Source organism: Thiomicrospira sp. S5 (assembly GCF_003991075.1).
In the GTDB taxonomy this organism is placed as follows: Bacteria; Pseudomonadota; Gammaproteobacteria; order Thiomicrospirales; family Thiomicrospiraceae; genus Hydrogenovibrio; species Hydrogenovibrio thermophilus.
Map to the genome: position 1 here is coordinate 760,569 of NZ_CP014470.1, position 17,875 is coordinate 778,443.

Sequence of the window (17,875 nt, forward strand, 5' to 3'; positions counted from 1 at the left end):
GCTTCCTGTTTTAAAGCTTCGTCAATACTTGCGGCAATCAATTACGTTATTATAAATGAAATTCGTTTAATTTTAGGAGATTCCCCTATGGTGAGAATTGGATTATTCGGTCTGGTGATGGCGTTGGCATGGCCGGTTCACGCCAGTATATCGAAGTTCAAACTCGACAACGGCATGCAAGTGCTGGTCAAAGAAGATCATCGTGCGCCGGTTGTGGTACAGCAGGTCTGGTACCGGGTCGGTTCCAATTATGAATACGGTGGCATTACCGGCATTTCGCATATGCTGGAGCACATGATGTTCAAAGGGACGGAGTCGTTGGAACCGGGTGAATTCTCCAAAGTCGTGTCGAAGTTGGGCGGTCAGGATAACGCTTTTACGTCGAATGACTACACCGCTTACTATCAGGTCGTCGGCACCCAGAATCTGGAAAAAGTCATGGAGTTGGAATCGGACCGCATGCGCAACCTAGTCATTAAAGACGAGGAGTTTCAAAAAGAGCGTGATGTGGTGACCGAAGAGCGCCGCTGGCGTGTTGAAGACCGCCCGGGTTCCAAACTCTATGAATTGTTCAAAGCGTCGGCCTATGTGAACAGTCCGCAGCATCATCCGGTTATTGGCTGGATGTCGGACATCCGTGCCTATACGGTCGACGACTTACAGCAATGGTATCAACAGTGGTATGCGCCGAATAACGCCACCTTGGTGGTGGTCGGTGACGTCGACCCGAAGCAGGTCTACGAATGGGCGAAACGCTATTACGGCGCGCATAAGCCGGAAACCATTACCCCGCCAAAACCGCGTGTGGAAATCGAACAGGAAGGCGAGCGCCGCATTCAGATGAAGGGCGCGACCAAATCGCCGAGCTTGATTATGGGCTTCCATGCGCCATCGTTGGTGACGGCTAAAGACAGTCAGGAAGTCTATGCGCTTTCGGTGTTGAACAGTGTTTTGGACGGCGGTGACAGCGCGCGTTTGCCGCGCCACTTGGTGCGTGGTTCGAAAGTCGCGGTCTCCGCCGGCGCCAGTTACGATGAAACCAGCCGTCTGGAAAGCCTGTTTATGGTGAATATCACGCCTTCTGAAGGGAAAACGCTGGAAGAAGCCGAAGCCGCGCTTTGGGAGCAAATCGAGCAGTTGCAACAACAGCCGATTTCCGAAGACGAACTGAAACGGGTGCTGGCGCAAAGTGAAGCCCAGTATGTGTTTCACCAGGATTCGATTCAATCTCAAGCGATGATTTTGGGCTCGCTGGTCAGCATCGGATTGCCGACCGAAACCTACGATAACTGGGTGGAAAATTTACGTCAGGTCACGCCGGAGGCGGTGCAAGCCGTGGCGAAAAAATACCTGACGCGCGATAAAGTCACGGTGGCGACCTTGCTGCCGAACGGGGAAGGCGTGCAAACCCCGAGTGTACCGGTGATGGAAGGAGGGGTTCGATAGTGACGAGAATGAAGCAACTGACCGTGTGGGCATTCGCGTTTGCCTGCTTGTTAAGTACCCAGGCCTGGGCGAAAGTCGATATTCAAACTTGGCAGACCGCCAAAGGCACCAAGGTGATGTACGTCCATGCGCCGCAACTGCCGATGGTGGATGTGGAATTAATGTTCGATGCCGGTTCGGCACGAGACGGCGACCAATGGGGCGTCGCCTCCTTTACCTCGAATTTATTGGGCACGGCGACGCCGGAGCATGACGAAAATCAGATCTCCGAAGCCTTTAACGACTTGGGCGTGCAAATCGGTTCCAATGCAGGGCGCGATTCCGCCAGCATTCATTTACGCAGTCTGACGCGGTCGGAAATTTTGACGCCGGCGATGACGTTGTTTGCCGAAATCGTCGGACAACCGGTGTTTCGCCAAAACATTATGGCGCGTGAAAAAGCGCGTCTGATGACCGGTTTGAAGCAAAAAACCGTCAAGCCGCAAGCGATGTTGTCGGATGAACTCTGGGCCAAGCTCTACGGCGACCACCCATACGCTCATCCGGTACCGGGCACCTTGAAAACGGTCGAGGCCTTGACGGTCGAGGACTTAAAAGCCTTTTACAAACGTTATTATGTGGCCGCCAATGCGCAAGTGACCATTGTCGGCGCGGTGGATCGCAAGCAGGCCGAGCAAATGGTGGAAGATTTGACCCGTTCCTTGGCGACCGGCGAAAAAGCGGCGGCGTTGCCGCAACCTAAGCCGCTGGATAAAGCTCAGGCGAAAATCATCCGTTTCGGCTCGACCCAGACGTACTATACCTTGGCGCAACTGGGTGTGGAGCGCGGAGACCCGGACTATTATGCGCTCTTTCTCGGCAACCATCTGTTGGGAGGTAGCGGCTTCGGTTCTTTGTTGATGGAAGAAGTGCGTGAGAAACGCGGCTTGGTGTATGGGGTGTCGAGTGGCTTTTATCCGATGAAAGTGCCGGGGCCATTCCAAATCGGCTTGTCCACCAAAAACGCTTCGGCCAAAGAAGCGGATGAAGTCGTCAAACAAACGTTGGCGCAGTTTATGAAGGATTTTCCGGATGAGAAGTTGGCCGAAATTAAAAGTAACCTGATTGGTGGCTTTCCGCTCCGCATCGATAGCAATTCAAAAATCGCCGGATACATTGCGATGATCGGCTTTTACGATTTGCCGCTGGATTACTTGGAGCGTTTTCCGAAAAAGATGGCGGAACTGACCAAGGAAGACGTCCTTGAAGCCTGGCGTAAGCATATCCATCCAAACAAAATGCTGACGTTGATGGTCGGCGAACCGAATGTGAAACCGATCGAAAAGTGACCACTTAAGCTTTCCGTTGTTTAAACCGCCAGGCCTGGCGGTTTTTTTTATTCCAAAACTGTGTCAATTCGTCTTGAAAGTTATAATGAGAGCTTTGCACGAGATGGATTCATGGAAAGGTTTGGAAATCGAAAATGAAGTTTTTATACGGAATAACTTGGTTGCTGATTTTTCAGCTTGTAGGCGAATCGTTGGCGATTGTATTGAATCTGCCGGTGCCCGGGCCGGTCATCGGCATGATGCTGTTGTTTGCCTCACTACTGTGGCGAGGGCGCAGCTCCGAAGCGTTGGATGAGGTGTCCGACGGTTTGTTGAGTCACTTGTCGTTACTGTTTGTGCCGGCCGGGGTCGGCATTATGGTGTATTTTCACCGTATTGCCAGCGAATGGCTGCCCATCGGTTTGACGCTGTTGCTCAGCACCGTGATTACGATGGTGACAACCGCCCTGACCATGTGGTGGGTGATGCAATGGTCGCAAAAACGATTGGCGAAAAAGGCGGCGGGTGATGGCGGAAAGTGATTTGACTTATCTCTGGGTCTACCTGTCGGCTTCGCCGTTGACCGGTTTGACGATGACGTTGGTGGCCTACACCTTAGCGCTGAAGTTGTATGAGCGTATGAACCGAAATGTCCTGCTGCATCCGGTTATTACCGCCATCGGCTTACTGATCGTATTTTTAACCCTGTCCGAGATGGATTACGAAGCCTACTTCGAAGGCGGGCAGTTCATTCATTTCTTGTTGGGGCCGGCGACCGTGGCGCTGGCGATTCCCCTGTATCAGCAGTTCCCGAAATTGAAAAAAATCTGGTTGCCGGTGACGTTCGGTTTGTTGGCCGGGGTGTTGACGGGGGCAATCAGTTCGATTGCCATTGCGCACGTTACCGGCGCGAGCCTGGAAACCTTATTGTCGCTGGCGCCAAAGTCTGTAACGGTGCCGATTGCAATGGGGATTTCCGAAAAGATCGGAGGCTTACCGTCGTTGACGGCCGTATTGGTGGTGGTAACCGGTATTCTCGGTGCCGTGATTGGTCTGAAGGTGTTTCAGTGGTTGGGCATTCGAGACGACAGCATCAAGGGAGTCGCCATGGGGGTAACCGCACATGGCATCGGTACCGCGCGCAGTTTTCAAATCAGTTCGGAAATGGGTGCCTTCTCCGGCTTGGCCATGGCGCTTTCGGCGGTGTTGACGGCCATTGTGCTTCCAACGTTGGTGCCATTGTTACATTGGCTAGCCTTGTTTTGAAACCGAATTTTCAGGTGGTTGAACGCCGGATTTAACCAATTCAATTTTAAGGTTTTTCTGTCGCCGAGCTGGTGCAGCAAGCCGGTTCGGTTTATCATATAAAGAATATTGATAATAGATAAAAACGGATGACTTCAGTGGTAGAGGTGACATGCCTGAACAGGCCCCGAACATGGCAGTGGTTAAGGGGGGCGATAATCCAAGCGGTATTGGCCTTTGTCATTTCATCCTTGTTTTTCTCCCTACCGGTGTCGGCGGACAATACCCTACCGGTGTCGTCCGGTCCTAAGCTGGAAAAAGTCACCGTCAAACTCAAGTGGCGCCATCAGTTTCAGTTTGCCGGATATTACGCGGCGCAGAAGCAAGGTTATTATCGAGACGAAGGTTTGGAGGTTGCGCTACATCCTCGTGACCTGTTGGAAAACAACATCGAACAGGTCTTGAAGGGCGACGCGCAATATGGAGTGTCCGACAGTATCTTATTGTTGTATCAATCCCGCCAAAAACCCATCGTGATCGTTGCGCCGATTTTTCAGCATTCTCCACAAGTCCTGTTTACCCTCAAGTCTTCCGGGTTGGACAGCCCTTATAAATTAAACGATAAATTACTGGCCTTTTATAAAAAAGACACGGACGGTTTGGCGATTTTGGCGATGCTGGAGGAGCTGGGCGTCAAACCCGTGATGGATCGGGTGATTATCGATAAATCGCCTATCATGCTGGTGCGTAAGGAAGTGGACGCCTATGCCGGTTACCTGGCGAATGAAGCTTACTTCTTCAAGAAAAACGGTGTGCCCTACGATGTCATTAACCCGATGAACTATGGCATCGATTTGTATGGTGATATGTTATTCACCACGCGGGATGAGGTCGAACAGCATCCGGAACGGGTTGCCAAAATGCGCCGGGCGACCATTAAAGGTTGGCAGTATGCGATGGCGCATCAAGAGGAAATGGCGCGCTATATCCTGAAACAGTACGGCTTGAAAAAATCCTTTCAGCACCTGATGTTTGAAGCGCGGGTGATTGAAAGCGTGATGGACTTGAATAGTGTGCCCATCGGCACTTTAAACGAAGGGCGGCTTCGATACATTGCCGACTTGTTCCAGAAACAAGGGCTGTTGAAAGGCTCGGTGGATTTGCAAAAAGGCATTTATCGGCCGGAGGATGAAACACTTCAATTAACACAGCGCGAAAAAGAGTGGATCAAGCAACATCCGGTGATTCGTATCGGTGTTGATCGCGCTTATGCTCCGGTTGAGTTCGTGAACGAACAAGGGCAGTATTCCGGCATTACGCCCGAGTTTCTGGATTTTATATCACAGCGTACCGGCTTGGAATTCGTGCCGTCACTGCATTTGAAGTGGCCGGAAGTCTTGGCCGAGTTCAAGGCGCATCGGCAGGATGTGTTGCCGGCGGTGATTGAGACCGAGGAGCGCAAGGCCTATATGAACTTCACGCAAGCTTACTTGAAGTTTCCGATGGTGGTGGCGACGCGGGATGGGGTGCCTTATATCGCCAATTTCAACCAGTTGCGCTCCAAAACCATTGCCGTGGTCAAGAATTATGCGGCGCATGAAAAATTACACAGTGTGTTTCCGGATGTGGCATTGAAGTTGGTCGATAATGCCAAAGAAGGTTTGGAAGCCGTCGCCAACGGGGATGTGTTCGGTTACGTCGATAATGTTGCGGTGATTGGCTATCACATCAAAAAGTACGGTCTGACCAATTTGCAGATTTCCGGGGAAATGCCGTTCCACGCCAATATCGCCATGGGCGTTCGCCAGGACTGGCCGGAACTTTTGAGCATTTTTCAAAAGGTGTTGCAACAAATACCGAAACCACGTTATGTCGAAATGACCAACAGTTGGCTTCAGATCAATTACAAGAAAGAATACAGTTGGACACAGCTGTTGCTCATCCTCGCGCCGGTTTTATTGTTATTGGCGGTGTTTATTTTCTTTAACCGCAAGTTGCGACATACTCAAGACGAGCTTCGCGCCTCCAATGAGAAGTTGTCGGTTCTGTCGGTGACGGATCACTTGACCGGAATTTATAACCGTCAATACCTGGATCAGGTTTTGGATGCCGAAGTGGAGCGAGTGGATCGTTATCATTCGAAGCTCAGTCTGGTGATGATGGATTTGGACGATTTCAAGCGAGTCAATGACACTTACGGCCATCTGGTCGGGGATGAAGTGTTGGTCAAGAGTGTTGAAACCATCCACCATCTGGTGCGGAAGACCGATACTTTCGGACGTTGGGGCGGAGAGGAGTTCATTTTGATTTGCCCGGAAACCGATTTGCATCAAGCCTCGCAACTGGCTGAAAAGGTGCGGGCGGCGATTGAGACGACTGAATTTTCGCAAGACATACGCTTGACCTTCAGTTTGGGGGTGGCGCAATACCACGCCGGAGAGTCGGTCAACGAGTGCGTGGACCGAGCTGACCGCAACCTGTATCGTGCCAAGCGCAACGGTAAAAACCAGGTGTCAGCGAGCGAAGATTGATAAGACGCGCGTTGAACGCGCGCCGGTTCCTTAGGTTTCTTTCTCAACGGTCGCGCTCAATTTCTGGTAAACCCCCAGGCCGACGATCAGAACCACCGCGGCGAGCACCAATGTCGTCGGATAGACCAATAAGGTAATGTCCTGAATCCCGGCTTTGAAAATGAACACCAAGCCTTCAATGCCGACCGCAATCGACAGAATGACAATCACTTTGGTGATGGTCTGGCGTGCTTCAACCGGCGAACGCAACTCCTTATTGCGAAAGACCTCTTCTTCAATCATGTACTTGGCGACGTCGATAATCGCCACCGAAATGACGGTGGCGCCGACGGCCTGCAACATCATCGACACAAATTCGCCGTCCAATAGGTTGTCGTTGTCCACTTCGGACACGACTTCGTAAATCGACCAGCCGATAGTGGTGAAGGCCATGGCGAATAACACTAATGCGGCGGCGGAGTAACTGATGCTGATGATGAGTTCAAACATTTTTTTCATCTCATTCCTCCTTTGCCGCGAGTGATCAGAGCTGCGGCGTGTTGGGTCAGGGGTCTTCCGATACAGGGTGTAAAAGGCGCTTCAAGTGCCGACGTCCCTGTCGGCCGGAAGCTGATTGTGAGATGTTGGGCTTTATTGAGCGCTTCAAACTTTTGCGGGTTTGGCGCTGGTTTAATGTATGAGACAGCGTTTTTGTGGTTTGGTAACGGGTTGAGTGTTGCATGGTGCCTCCTTTGACTTGTCCAATACGGTTTGTCATGGTTAGCGATGGCCGGGATGAATCGAGTCAACCGCAACCCGGTGGTTTTGCCCGGCCCTGCTTCGGCTATTTAAACGGTTGGAATTTAAGCGGTTAGCATCCGGAAAGCCTTTCGAATCTTTCCAGCGGTGGTTTTGACTGCTGATGTTTAAAAACGGTCAGTGGCCGCCTGTAACGCCCGCTTTAGGTTGTCGTGTGCTTGCTCGATGCCTTGTTTGAGATCTTGCCAGGCCTGGTCGCCCGCGGTTTTGAGTTCGGCCAGTTTGGCCTCAGCTTGATGTTGATAGGTTTTGAGCGTGTCGATGTCCGCTTGAAGGTCGATGCGGGCCTGCGCATCGGCTTGTCTGGCTTTGGCTTCCAAAGCATCAATATTGGCGGACCACTCATCCAGTTGGGCTTGGAGTTTCGCTTGATAAGCTTGTTTGTTACTCGTACTCATCTTTCACCTCGTCGGATCAATTTCGTGCGTGTAAAGGCCGCTTCTATGAAAGAAGCGGTTTCAACTCCCTGTGCCCACCTTACTAATGATGGGGAGGGTTTGTCAAACCGAGGTGTTTTTCGGGCTTTTAGTCGCAGACCTGGTGAGAGTTGGTTATCATGGGCGGGAAAGATAACGATACTGGCTTAACAAAATGACGAAAAAACGACGCACACATGGTTCTCAGGGCCGACAAGCTGGCAAAAAATCCGTGCAGATGGGCGCTGTCCGTATTATCGGCGGTGACTGGCGGGGGCGTAAGCTACCGGTGTTGGATGCGCAAGGCTTGCGGCCGACATCCGACCGGGTGCGGGAAACACTGTTCAACTGGTTGCAGTTTGATGTGGAGGGTGCACATTGCCTGGATGTATTTGCCGGGTCCGGTGGACTGGGGTTTGAGGCCTTGTCCCGTGGCGCGGCCGCGGTGACTTTTTTGGAGTTGTCCAAGTCGAATGCCGAGCAGCTCAAGCAGAATGTGGCGACACTGCAAGCCAAGAACGCCGAGGTGGTGCAAGCCGACAGTTTGGTTTGGTTGGAACAACCTGCCAGACAACTGTTTGACATGGTGTTTCTGGATCCGCCGTTCCATCAAGGGTTGATGCAGCCGGCGGTGGATAAGCTGTTTGCCGGGCAGTATTTGAAAAACGACCAGGCCTGGCTGTATTTGGAACAGGAAAAAGCGCTGGACTGGCCGACCTTGCCCGACGGTTGGGTGTGCCACCGTGAGAAGACCACCCCGGAAGTGCGTTACGGATTGTTTTGTATATCCGGCCATTAAGAGAAATGTTAGGCAAGCCTGAGCCGTTGCGTTAGAATAAAATCAGGAGAGGTTGCCATGACGCGCGGGAGGCTGTCATGGCGACCGAAGCCGTTTATCAGAAGGCAAGAGGGACTTAATGGATGCAAATGTCGCTCAAACGATTTAGTGTGTTATGGCTGGCCGCATGGATGTTGATGGCATCTTGGGCGGTGAAGGCGCATCCAACGTTTCAAGCCTTTTTCCAAGACAGCGGTTCTGTCATGTTGCTGATTGATCCGGCCAATGGCGACATTGTCGAAGCTAACGCTGCCGCGGCCAAATTCTACGGCTATTCCATTCCGCAACTTCAGCGGATGACCATTCAAGAAATCAATCAACTGACTCCGGAGCAAGTCGCCGAAGAGCGCCGCCTGGCGAAATCCGAAGGCCGTAATTATTTCATTTTCCGCCATGAGCTGGCGGACGGTGAAATTCGTACGGTCGAAGTCCATTCCGAACCCTATGATTTCAATGGACGCACCTTGCTGCTGTCCATGGTTCACGACATGACCCCCCTGCGCGAGAAGACGGAAGATTTCTGGCACTACCAAACCCGTTTGGAAGAAATGGTCGATGCCCAGCGTCAGGAGCTTGAAGCCTCCTATGCGCGCCAAACCTGGATTCTGGTGGCGGGCATTCTGATTCAGGCGCTCTTGATTTTGTTGTTGCTGTGGGTGATGCACCGGCGTCAAAAACTGCAAAAGTCTTTAAACGGTGTGGCTTCACTGCTGACTAATATCATGAATTCAGCCACCGGGATTGGCATTATCGCGACGGATACTGAGGGGATGATTACGGCTTTCAACCATGGTGCCGAAAAGCTGTTGGGGTATCGCGCGGATGAAATCATCGGCAAAGTCACGCCGTTGAAATTTCATGACAAGGAGGAAGTGAAGGCGCAACAAGGCGTGCTTTCGCGTCTATTGGGGCGCCCGGTGAACGGCTTTGGTGTCTTTGTCCAGCAGTTGGAAGGCAATCAACATCGTCAAAGCGAGTGGACCTATATTCGTAAAGACGGCTCTCGTTTTTTAGTCAGCCTGTATGCCTCCAATATCTTGAATGAAGCGGGTGATGTGATCGGATACTTGGGGTTGGTTCAGGATATTTCTGAATTGAAAGCCTCACAGTTGGCACTGGAAACGGCACGAAATGAGCTGAAAGCGACATTCGATGCCTTGCCGGATTTGTTGTTTGAGGTGGACCTGAATGGCGTGATTCTCAGTTATCATTCGGCGGAAGCAGATCATCTTTATGTGACGCCGGATGTGTTTTTGAATAAGACGGTTGAAGCGGTTTTACCTGAAAAACCGGCGATTGTGATTATGACGGCTTTGCACAATGCCCATAAATCCGGTCAATCCTTCGGATTACAGTACGCACTGGATTTTGAAGATGGACGGCGATATTACGAACTGTCCGTGTCACGGAAAACGCCGTTGGATGTGACCGAAACACCAAGGTTTGTGGTGCTGGCGCGGGATATTTCCTTGCGTAAGCGTCAGGAACGCCAGTTGGCGGAAAAAGACCAGCGTCTCAATCTGATTTTGGAAGCCAGCAATATCGGGCAATGGGATTGGGACATCGTCAATGACGTCATGCTTTGGGATGCACGTTCTTATACCATGCTCGGTTTTAAAGAAAATGCGTTTAAAGTCAGCTTCGAGAAATGGCGGCAGATGTTGCACCCGGATGACTGTCACGCGGTGGAGCGCTTGCAAGCGCATTTGGAGGATAAAGATACCTACAGTGTTGAGTATCGGCTTGCGACGGTGGACAACGACTGGCTTTGGATCGAATCGCGCGGGCAGGTGGTCGAGCGCGACGATGAAGGCCATCCGACCCGGATGGTGGGGATGCACATGGATGTCTCCGACCGTAAGCAGGTCGAAGATATGATTGCCATGAATGAAGAGCGCTTGAGAACCATTTTTGAAATACTGCCGATTGGCATTTCCCTGACCGATCGTGACGGACATATTTTAGAATGCAATTCCGCGTCGGAAAAACTGTTGGGTATTACCCGAGAAGAGCATACCTCGCGGCGTTATGACGATGACGTATGGCAGATTTATCGGGAAGACGGTACCCCGATGCCGCCGGATGAGTATGCCAGTGTTCGTGCTTTACAGGATCACACAACCATCAAAAATCAGTTGATGGAAGTTCGACGCATGGACGGCAGTACCTGGCTGAACGTCAACGCCACGCCGTTGGATCATCCTCAGTATGATCTGGTCATCAGTTATGAAGATATTTCCGATAAACGTGCCGCCGAAGCCCGTTTGAATCTCGCCGCCAGTGTATTCACGCATGCGCGAGAAGGCATCACCATCACCGATAAGAACGGATTGATTATCGACGTCAATCGCGGCTTTACGCTGATTACCGGTTACGAACGTGACGAAGTGATCGGGAAAAATCCGAACATTCTCAGCTCAGGGCGTCAGCCCAAAGAATTCTACAATACCATGTGGAAAACCCTGTTCGAGAAAGGGCACTGGACCGGTGAAATGTGGAACCGTGACAAGAACGGTTCGATTTACGCTCAGCTCATCACCATCAGTGCCATTAAAGACAGCAACGGCTCCATCCAGAATTACGTCGGCCTGTTCACCGACATAACCTCATTGAAAGAGCAACAACAGCAACTCGAACACATTGCCCATTACGATGTGCTGACGCAACTGCCGAACCGCTCATTGTTGGCCGACCGGTTGAATCAGGCCATGCTCATCATTAACCGTCATGGCGGTTATCTGGCGGTGTTGTTTATCGACCTGGATCAGTTCAAAGCGATCAATGATTCCTTCGGGCACGACATTGGCGACGATTTGCTGGTGGAGGTGTCCAAGCGGATGCGAATCGCTTTACGAGAAGAGGACACGCTGGCTCGAATTGGGGGCGATGAATTTGTGGCGGTGCTGGCCAATCTGGAAGGGATTCAGGACTGTGAGGAAATTTTGGACCGGCTGTTGGTGGCCGCTTCCGATCCGGTTGAAGTTCAGGGGCATAGTTTGACGGTGTCCGCCAGTATCGGTGTGACTTTCTATCCGGATGACCAGGGCGATGCCGACCAATTGATGCGCCATGCCGACCAAGCCATGTATCAGGCCAAGCAGGAAGGCAAGAACCGTTACCATTTCTTTGATGTCAGCCACGATTCGATGGTCAAGTCGCAAAGTCGCATCCAGCGCGAAATGGCCGATGCCATTGAACACAATCAGTTGGAATTGCACTTTCAGCCCAAGGTCAATATCAAGGAAGGTCGGGTGATTGGTGTCGAGGCCTTGGTGCGTTGGCCGCATCCGGAGAAAGGCCTGCTGATGCCCGCCGATTTTCTGCCCAGCGTGGACGGTTTGCCTCTGAGTATCGAACTGGATAAATGGGTGTTGCGCACGGCGTTGAAGCAAGCGAATATATGGCATGAACAAGGCATGCACATCAATGTGAGTGTCAATATCGGCGCCTACTTCATCCAACATCGCGATTTCATGGAAACGTTACGCGAATACGTGGCGGATTATCCGGCTTTGCCGCCGTTTACATTGGAAATCGAAATTTTGGAAACCAGTGCGCTGGAAGACGTCGTCAATGTCAGTCTGTTGATCTGGGAATGCCATGAACTGGGCGTGCATTTTGCATTGGATGATTTCGGCACCGGTTATTCCTCCCTGACTTACTTGCGCCACCTGCCGGCCAAAATCATCAAGATTGACCAAACCTTTATCCGCGACATGCTGATGGATTCGGATGACCGAGCCATCGTGGACGGAATTTTGAAACTGGCCCAGGCGTTCGATCGCGAAGTGATTGCCGAAGGGGTGGAAACCGAAGCGCATTTTGAAGCCCTGTTGGCGATGGGATGTGAACTGGCGCAGGGCTATGCCATCGCCAGGCCGATGTTACCCGAGGCGTTACCGGATTGGGTATGCGAATGGGAAAAGTCGCCGCAGTGCGAAAAATCATAACCGACCGGATTTGGCATGGAACCGAAATCGTATCTCAAGTAGAATAGGCGCCATTCATTACCCTGAAAGAGTGAAATTATGTCGATCACAGCGGTTTACCCTGGCACCTTCGATCCCATTACCTGCGGCCATTTCGATTTAATCGAAAGGGCGGCGCGTTTTTACGACCGGCTGGTCATCGCCGTGGCGGATAACCGCAATAAAACCTCTTTGTTTTCGCTGGAAAAGCGTGTGGCGCTGGCGAAAGAGGTGACGTCGGGCATGGACAATGTCGAAGTCATCGGTTTCAGCGGGTTATTGGTGGACTTTGTGCGTGAGATTGACGGCAACGTGCTGCTGCGGGGACTGCGAGCCGTCTCCGATTTCGAGTACGAATTCCAGTTGGCGTCGATGAATCGTAAACTGGCCCCGGAAGTGGAAACCATGTTCATGACCCCGGCGGAACAATACGCTTTTATTTCCTCCAGTCTGGTGCGGGAAATCTCTGCTTTAGGTGGGGATGTTTCGGAATTCGTGCACCCGGTGGTTGCCAAGGCGCTGGACGAAGCCAGTCTGTAAACAGCCGTTTTCGCCAGGCCTGGTCGATTCTTCTATTATTCGTTGATAAGGTTTCAACGCTCCCTCTCAACTATTCATTCCGTGATTCCGGACGTGGTTCTGACGAGGTTTTTCGGTGCCAAAGCCCGTTTTCCTGCACCATTTCATATTTCGCCCAATGCGCGAATTCCTCGCGGGTGACGCAATCGGTGGTTTTGCGTTCCTGACCGGCGATTTGTTTGAAAATCACAAAGTCCTTTTCCGGATCGTCACTGCCCGATTCGTCAATGATGCGACGCATCGACCAATCCCGACCAATCAAGCCATTGCTGTAAACTCGACCGAGTTCGATGTCTGACGACGAAAGCTGCGTGTTCGGATGACCAATCAAAGCCAGAATGCGACGCAAATCGTATTCATTGATGTCCACGAACGAATCGATTTCCTTTAAGGCATTTAAAAAATCGCTGTGGGAAAAGCCGTCCTGCGATGCCGGTTGGGGCTCGGTCTGTTGTTGGTACCAGTAAGCCGGATAGCGCCGCCAATGAAAAAAAGCATTGAACAACACGGCAATCGCCAGGATGGAAAACACATTCAATAATACCGGCGTCAACAGAAACTCGTAACCCAATGCATGGATGCTTTCGCTGCCGATGACGGCGGTTAAGGCGGTGGCCCCGCCCGGCGGATGAATGCATTTCAAATAATACATGGCGGTGATGGACGCGCCGACGGCGACGCTGGCGGCGAGAATCGGCGGGTCGATCAAGTGTGCGCAGCTGACGCCGATGAAGGCGGAAATCAGGTTGCCGCCAATCAACGGCCAGGGTTGTGATAAAGGACCGTGTGGAACCGCAAACAACAAAACGGCGGAGGCGCCCATGGAGGCGACCACGGCCAACGCATCCGGGAGTGCCAGAAAGCGGTGGCTGATCAGCAGGATGACCAGAATCGCCAGAAAACCGCCCAGGCCTGAAATGAGTTTTTCGGAATGGCTGCTGCCGGCTTCGCGGACCCCTAGGTAGCGGCGAATCGTTGACCGCAAGTCGGCCATGCGGTTGTTTTGCGGTTGTTTGGGGGAGAGGCTGTCCATCTTCGTCCTTGAGAGATAGCGCATTAAAAGCGTATCTTAACATGATGCCTGGCGGCGGTTAAAATTGAGTTTTACCAGCCAGGTCGGGAATTTATTTGGCGATTAAATAATTTAAACACCTAAGCGTTGCGGTTGGTCAATCGCTCGACTATAATGCTTCGCTATGTACTTAAAGTTATAAAGAAGGCCGGACATTTGAACGCATCCAATCTCCCCGAACAGCTTGTGCAATCTTTCTTGATGGGCAGCAAACAGTCTCGCTCCGGGCAGCGTCGTTTGGAATTGTTGAACAAAGTGGAGTCACTGGGTTCCCTGTCGGCGGCGGCGAAAGCTTGTGGGATGAGTTACAAAGGCGCCTGGCAAGCCATTGAAGCCATGAATCAGCTGGCGGAAGAGCCGTTGGTGCACACCCAGAAAGGCGGTGCTGGCGGCGGCGGAATGGTGTTGACCCAAGCCGGTGAAGCCTTGTTGGCGGCCTATCGATTATTCAATGAACAGATGCAGCATTGGATGCGGGAGCTGGAGGCGATGTCGCCGAACATGCTCAGTCAATTGGAATTGATGAGGAAAATTTCCATGAAAACAAGTGCACGAAATTTATTCCACGGAACCGTTACCGAAATTGAAAAAGGGGCGGTGAACTGTGAGGTGACCCTGTCGGTGGGGCAAGGTAACGAAGTGATCGCGCAGATTACGCTGGACAGTTTGGAGCGTCTGGGGCTGGAAGTCGGTTCCGATGCGTATGCCCTGATTAAAGCCAGTTGGGTCATTCTGACCGAAGACTTGAACGGCACGGTGAAAACCAGCGCACGGAACCAGTTCTGCGGCGTGGTCACCAAACTGGATGAGGGCGCCGTGAACAGTGATGTGTCCATTCAACTGGAAGGGGAGCAAATGATTTCTGCCATCGTGACAAACCAGAGTGTCGAGAATTTGGGGCTGGCCGTGGGGGCAAGATGTTGCGCCCTGGTCAAAGCCAGTCATGTATTGTTGGCGGTTTCCGACTGAGGTCGGATTTTTTTGATTTAACGATATGTATCAAACGTAATATGTATTAACTATCATAACGGAGTGACTGTATGAAAACGATGATTCGTACCCTGGCCTTGGCTATGGGTGTTTTGAGTGCCTCGATGGCGTATGCGGAAACCGCCAAGATTGCGGTGGCGGCCAATTTCACCAAAACCATCGAAGAGGTCGGCAAGGTGTTTGAAAAGGAAACCGGTCATCAGGTGAAATTCTCTTTCGGCCCGACCGGTAAACTCTATGCCCAAATTAAAAACGGCGCGCCTTTCGATGCCTTCTTCGGTGCGGATGAACGTCGCCCGAAAAAAACCATTGACGACGGGATTGGCATTGCCGACAGTTATTTTGTTTATGCACAAGGTCAAATCGTACTGTACAGTGCAAAACTGCCGGTGAAAAACAGCCCGATTGAGGTATTGAAAGCCAAAAAATACAATCACTTGGCGGTGGCGAACCCGAAAACCGCTCCTTATGGCGAACGTGCGGTCGCTTTCTTGAAAAAAGAGGGTTTGTATCAGGACGTGAAATCGAAAATCGTCAATGGTGAAAGCATCGCTCACGCTTTCCAATACGTCGCCACCGGCAATGCCGAAATCGGGTTTGTCGCCATGTCGCAAGTGGTGGACCCGCAAAGTCCGGTGTACAAAAAAGGTCAATACTGGGTGGTGCCGCAGTCGGACTATAAGCCGATTAACCAAGGCGCGCTTCTGACTAAACAAGGTGAAAAGAATGCGGCCGCCAAAGCCTTTATGGCATTCATCAAGACGCCGAAAGCCATCGAGATTATCAAACGTTATGGCTATAACGTCAGCTAAGTTACAATAGCCTTTGTCTGAAAAAACGACCAGGCCTGGTCGTTTTTTTATGGGAGCGGAAAAGAGACATCATGTTGGAAATCTTCGGTACGGAAATCAATTTACAACCCATTTGGCTGACGCTGGAAGTGGCGACCATGACGACCATTGTTTTATTGGTCTTGGGGACGCCTTTGGCCTGGTGGATGGCGCAAATGCGCTCGTCCAATAAGGTGTTTCTGGAAGCGCTGGTGGCCTTGCCATTGGTGCTGCCGCCGACGGTGCTGGGGTTTTATCTTCTGATTCTGTTCAATCCAAATGGAACCGTGACCGAAGTGTTGCACTGGTTCGGTTTTGAAGGACAGTTGACCTTCAGTAAAACCGGCCTGGTGATTGGGTCGGTGTTTTATTCATTACCCTTTGCCATTCAACCGCTGATGCATGCCTTTGAAAATATTCCACATCGTCTACTGGACGCGGCCGCCACCATGCGAGCGTCGTTTCTGGACCGTTTCTGGACCATTGTTTTGCCCTTGTCGCGCCGAGGAATTCTGGTGGCCGCCACTTTGTCGTTTGCGCATACGGTGGGGGAATTCGGGGTCGTGCTAATGGTGGGGGGCAATATCCCGGGCGAAACCCGCATGGTGTCGATTGATATTTTCGACCATGTGGAAAGTCTGGAATATGATCAGGCGCACATTTTGTCGGCGATGATGTTGATTTTCGCGTTGAGTGTGCTGATGCTGGTGTACGGCTTGAATCGTCGTTTCGGTGTGAAGGTAGGATAAAGATGAGTGATATACAAGCGCTGATGAAAGGCGATTTGACGCTGGATCTGGGCAGTTTTCGTCTGGACTCCGGCTCGTTTGAAATTCCGCTGCAGGGCGTGACGGTATTGTTTGGCCGTTCCGGTAGCGGCAAAAGCACCTTGTTACGTGCCATCAGCGGGCTGGATAAACGCACTGAAGGGCACCTCACGGTGAATGGCGAGATATGGCAGGATGAAGCAAACGTTTTGCCAACGCAAAAGCGTCATATCGGGTTCGTATTTCAAGATGCCGCCTTATTTCCGCACATGACCGTACGACAAAATCTAATGTACGGAGTCAAACGTTTGCCGAAAGACATCACGCCGGAAGATTTTGACGACATTGTTCAACGCGTTGGTATTGCCGACAAGCTGAATCGAGCCGTGACGTTTTTGTCCGGTGGCGAACGTCAGCGAGTGGCAATTGCCCGTGCGTTGTTGATGCGCCCGAAGCTGTTGTGTATGGACGAACCGTTATCGGCACTGGACTGGCGTGCCAAAGCGGAGATGCTGACGCTGATTGAAGAATTGGTGGCGGCCTACCGTTTGCCGGTGCTCTACATCACTCATGCGCCAGCGGAAGTCGAGCGTTTGGCCGACCGGGTGCTGTTCATGCAAAACGGTCGGGTTGAAACCGTCGAGACGTTGCAACAGGCGTTGGCGCGTCCGGATTCGCCGTTGTTTGACGAGCAGGGCGCGGTGTCGGTGTTGCAGGCGAGTCCGTTGCCAATGCAGGACGGCTTGCAACCGGCCCGCTTTGGGGAAACCGAAACCATTTGGTTGTCGGAAGCCGTGCCGAAGGGTAAGGAAACCATCCGGGTGCGGGTATTGGCGCGGGACGTCAGTTTGGCCCTGTCCGACCCGAAAGACCTGAGTATCATTAACCATTTTCCCGCGGAAGTCACCGAGCTGATTCCGCAAGGCCAGCACCGTTTATTGGTGCGCTTACGCTTGTCGGACGGCCAGCAACTGTTTTCGGAAGTGACCCAACACTCGGCGGAACGACTGAAGATTCAACCAGGCCTGGCGGTTTTTGCCCTGATTAAATCGGTCGCGGTGACCGAATAAATCGTCGAATCCCCCTTT

At 51.9% G+C, this 17,875-nt stretch carries 15 protein-coding genes; 12 read left to right on the plus strand and 3 right to left on the minus strand.

All coding sequences use genetic code 11. The annotated features are described in order from the left end of the window. Window positions 1-87: 87 nt before the first annotated feature. From AYJ59_RS03445 to AYJ59_RS03465, 5 genes are all read left to right on the plus strand, one after another. Entirely contained in the window at window positions 88-1,446 is a 1,359-nt protein-coding gene (locus AYJ59_RS03445) for a M16 family metallopeptidase (RefSeq protein WP_127119232.1), read from the plus strand. Between the two features lie 8 nt (window positions 1,447-1,454). Continuing rightward, complete coding sequence (locus AYJ59_RS03450) at window positions 1,455-2,774, plus strand: M16 family metallopeptidase (protein ID WP_127119233.1); 1,320 nt, start codon at window positions 1,455-1,457, stop codon at window positions 2,772-2,774. Window positions 2,775-2,908: 134 nt separating this feature from the next. Next, the gene (locus AYJ59_RS03455; protein WP_127119234.1) at window positions 2,909-3,295 is read left to right on the plus strand and encodes a CidA/LrgA family protein; all 387 of its coding nucleotides are present in this window, start codon (window positions 2,909-2,911) and stop codon (window positions 3,293-3,295) included. Then, entirely contained in the window at window positions 3,282-4,019 is a 738-nt protein-coding gene (locus AYJ59_RS03460) for an LrgB family protein (RefSeq protein WP_029938886.1), read from the plus strand. Before AYJ59_RS03455 ends, AYJ59_RS03460 begins: the two co-directional genes overlap by 14 nt. Before the next feature lie 209 nt (window positions 4,020-4,228). Beyond that, the gene (locus AYJ59_RS03465) at window positions 4,229-6,529 is read left to right on the plus strand and encodes a transporter substrate-binding domain-containing diguanylate cyclase (protein ID WP_164730729.1); all 2,301 of its coding nucleotides are present in this window, start codon (window positions 4,229-4,231) and stop codon (window positions 6,527-6,529) included. 30 nt (window positions 6,530-6,559) lie between these two features. Here the strand turns inward: AYJ59_RS03465 and AYJ59_RS03470 are convergent, their stop codons facing one another. Beyond that, window positions 6,560-7,027, minus strand: a complete 468-nt coding sequence (locus tag AYJ59_RS03470; protein ID WP_029938884.1) for a hypothetical protein — start codon at window positions 7,025-7,027, stop codon at window positions 6,560-6,562. A 407-nt stretch (window positions 7,028-7,434) separates the two neighbouring features. Beyond that, window positions 7,435-7,725 carry a coiled coil domain-containing protein gene (locus AYJ59_RS03475; protein WP_127119236.1) on the minus strand — a complete coding sequence of 97 codons (291 nt, stop codon included), beginning with the start codon at window positions 7,723-7,725 and terminating at the stop codon, window positions 7,435-7,437. A gap of 193 nt (window positions 7,726-7,918) precedes the next feature. Between AYJ59_RS03475 and rsmD the strand changes: the two genes are divergently transcribed. From rsmD to coaD, 3 genes are all read left to right on the plus strand, one after another. Then, window positions 7,919-8,542 carry a 16S rRNA (guanine(966)-N(2))-methyltransferase RsmD gene (gene rsmD, locus AYJ59_RS03480; protein WP_127119237.1) on the plus strand — a complete coding sequence of 208 codons (624 nt, stop codon included), beginning with the start codon at window positions 7,919-7,921 and terminating at the stop codon, window positions 8,540-8,542. Window positions 8,543-8,664: 122 nt separating this feature from the next. Then, on the plus strand, window positions 8,665-12,531 hold the full coding sequence (locus tag AYJ59_RS03485) for a bifunctional diguanylate cyclase/phosphodiesterase (RefSeq protein ID WP_127119238.1): 3,867 nt from the start codon (window positions 8,665-8,667) through the stop codon (window positions 12,529-12,531). Between the two features lie 78 nt (window positions 12,532-12,609). Next, window positions 12,610-13,089 (plus strand): pantetheine-phosphate adenylyltransferase, encoded by a 480-nt coding sequence (gene coaD / locus AYJ59_RS03490; protein WP_029938881.1) that lies wholly within the window; start codon window positions 12,610-12,612, stop codon window positions 13,087-13,089. Window positions 13,090-13,159: 70 nt separating this feature from the next. On the opposite strand, the gene AYJ59_RS03495 is transcribed toward coaD, so the two are convergent. Then, window positions 13,160-14,161, minus strand: a complete 1,002-nt coding sequence (locus AYJ59_RS03495; protein ID WP_237260365.1) for an HPP family protein — start codon at window positions 14,159-14,161, stop codon at window positions 13,160-13,162. A 195-nt stretch (window positions 14,162-14,356) separates the two neighbouring features. Here AYJ59_RS03495 and AYJ59_RS03500 point away from each other — a divergent pair, with 195 nt between their 5' ends. The 4 genes from AYJ59_RS03500 to modC all read left to right on the plus strand — a co-directional run bounded on the left by AYJ59_RS03500 (window position 14,357) and on the right by modC (window position 17,857). Next, window positions 14,357-15,169: a TOBE domain-containing protein gene (locus AYJ59_RS03500; RefSeq protein ID WP_237260366.1), complete on the plus strand. Its 813-nt coding sequence runs from the start codon at window positions 14,357-14,359 to the stop codon at window positions 15,167-15,169. A 71-nt stretch (window positions 15,170-15,240) separates the two neighbouring features. Beyond that, window positions 15,241-16,002, plus strand: a complete 762-nt coding sequence (gene modA / locus AYJ59_RS03505) for a molybdate ABC transporter substrate-binding protein (protein ID WP_127119240.1) — start codon at window positions 15,241-15,243, stop codon at window positions 16,000-16,002. 71 nt (window positions 16,003-16,073) lie between these two features. Then, window positions 16,074-16,769 (plus strand): molybdate ABC transporter permease subunit, encoded by a 696-nt coding sequence (gene modB / locus AYJ59_RS03510; protein WP_127119241.1) that lies wholly within the window; start codon window positions 16,074-16,076, stop codon window positions 16,767-16,769. Between the two features lie 2 nt (window positions 16,770-16,771). Continuing rightward, window positions 16,772-17,857: a molybdenum ABC transporter ATP-binding protein gene (gene modC / locus AYJ59_RS03515; RefSeq protein ID WP_127119242.1), complete on the plus strand. Its 1,086-nt coding sequence runs from the start codon at window positions 16,772-16,774 to the stop codon at window positions 17,855-17,857. The last annotated feature ends 18 nt before the right edge of the window (window positions 17,858-17,875 follow it).

Coding starts and splice junctions, on each gene's coding strand:
- rsmD (WP_127119237.1), top strand. CDS start 7,919: ATGACGAAAAAACGACGCACACATGGTTCTCAGGGCCGACAAGCTGGC.
- AYJ59_RS03475 (WP_127119236.1), bottom strand. CDS start 7,725: ATGAGTACGAGTAACAAACAAGCTTATCAAGCGAAACTCCAAGCCCAA.
- AYJ59_RS03495 (WP_237260365.1), bottom strand. CDS start 14,161: ATGGACAGCCTCTCCCCCAAACAACCGCAAAACAACCGCATGGCCGAC.
- modC (WP_127119242.1), top strand. CDS start 16,772: ATGAGTGATATACAAGCGCTGATGAAAGGCGATTTGACGCTGGATCTG.
- AYJ59_RS03450 (WP_127119233.1), top strand. CDS start 1,455: ATGAAGCAACTGACCGTGTGGGCATTCGCGTTTGCCTGCTTGTTAAGT.
- AYJ59_RS03485 (WP_127119238.1), top strand. CDS start 8,665: ATGCAAATGTCGCTCAAACGATTTAGTGTGTTATGGCTGGCCGCATGG.
- coaD (WP_029938881.1), top strand. CDS start 12,610: ATGTCGATCACAGCGGTTTACCCTGGCACCTTCGATCCCATTACCTGC.
- AYJ59_RS03460 (WP_029938886.1), top strand. CDS start 3,282: ATGGCGGAAAGTGATTTGACTTATCTCTGGGTCTACCTGTCGGCTTCG.
- AYJ59_RS03455 (WP_127119234.1), top strand. CDS start 2,909: ATGAAGTTTTTATACGGAATAACTTGGTTGCTGATTTTTCAGCTTGTA.
- modA (WP_127119240.1), top strand. CDS start 15,241: ATGAAAACGATGATTCGTACCCTGGCCTTGGCTATGGGTGTTTTGAGT.
- modB (WP_127119241.1), top strand. CDS start 16,074: ATGTTGGAAATCTTCGGTACGGAAATCAATTTACAACCCATTTGGCTG.
- AYJ59_RS03445 (WP_127119232.1), top strand. CDS start 88: ATGGTGAGAATTGGATTATTCGGTCTGGTGATGGCGTTGGCATGGCCG.
- AYJ59_RS03470 (WP_029938884.1), bottom strand. CDS start 7,027: ATGAAAAAAATGTTTGAACTCATCATCAGCATCAGTTACTCCGCCGCC.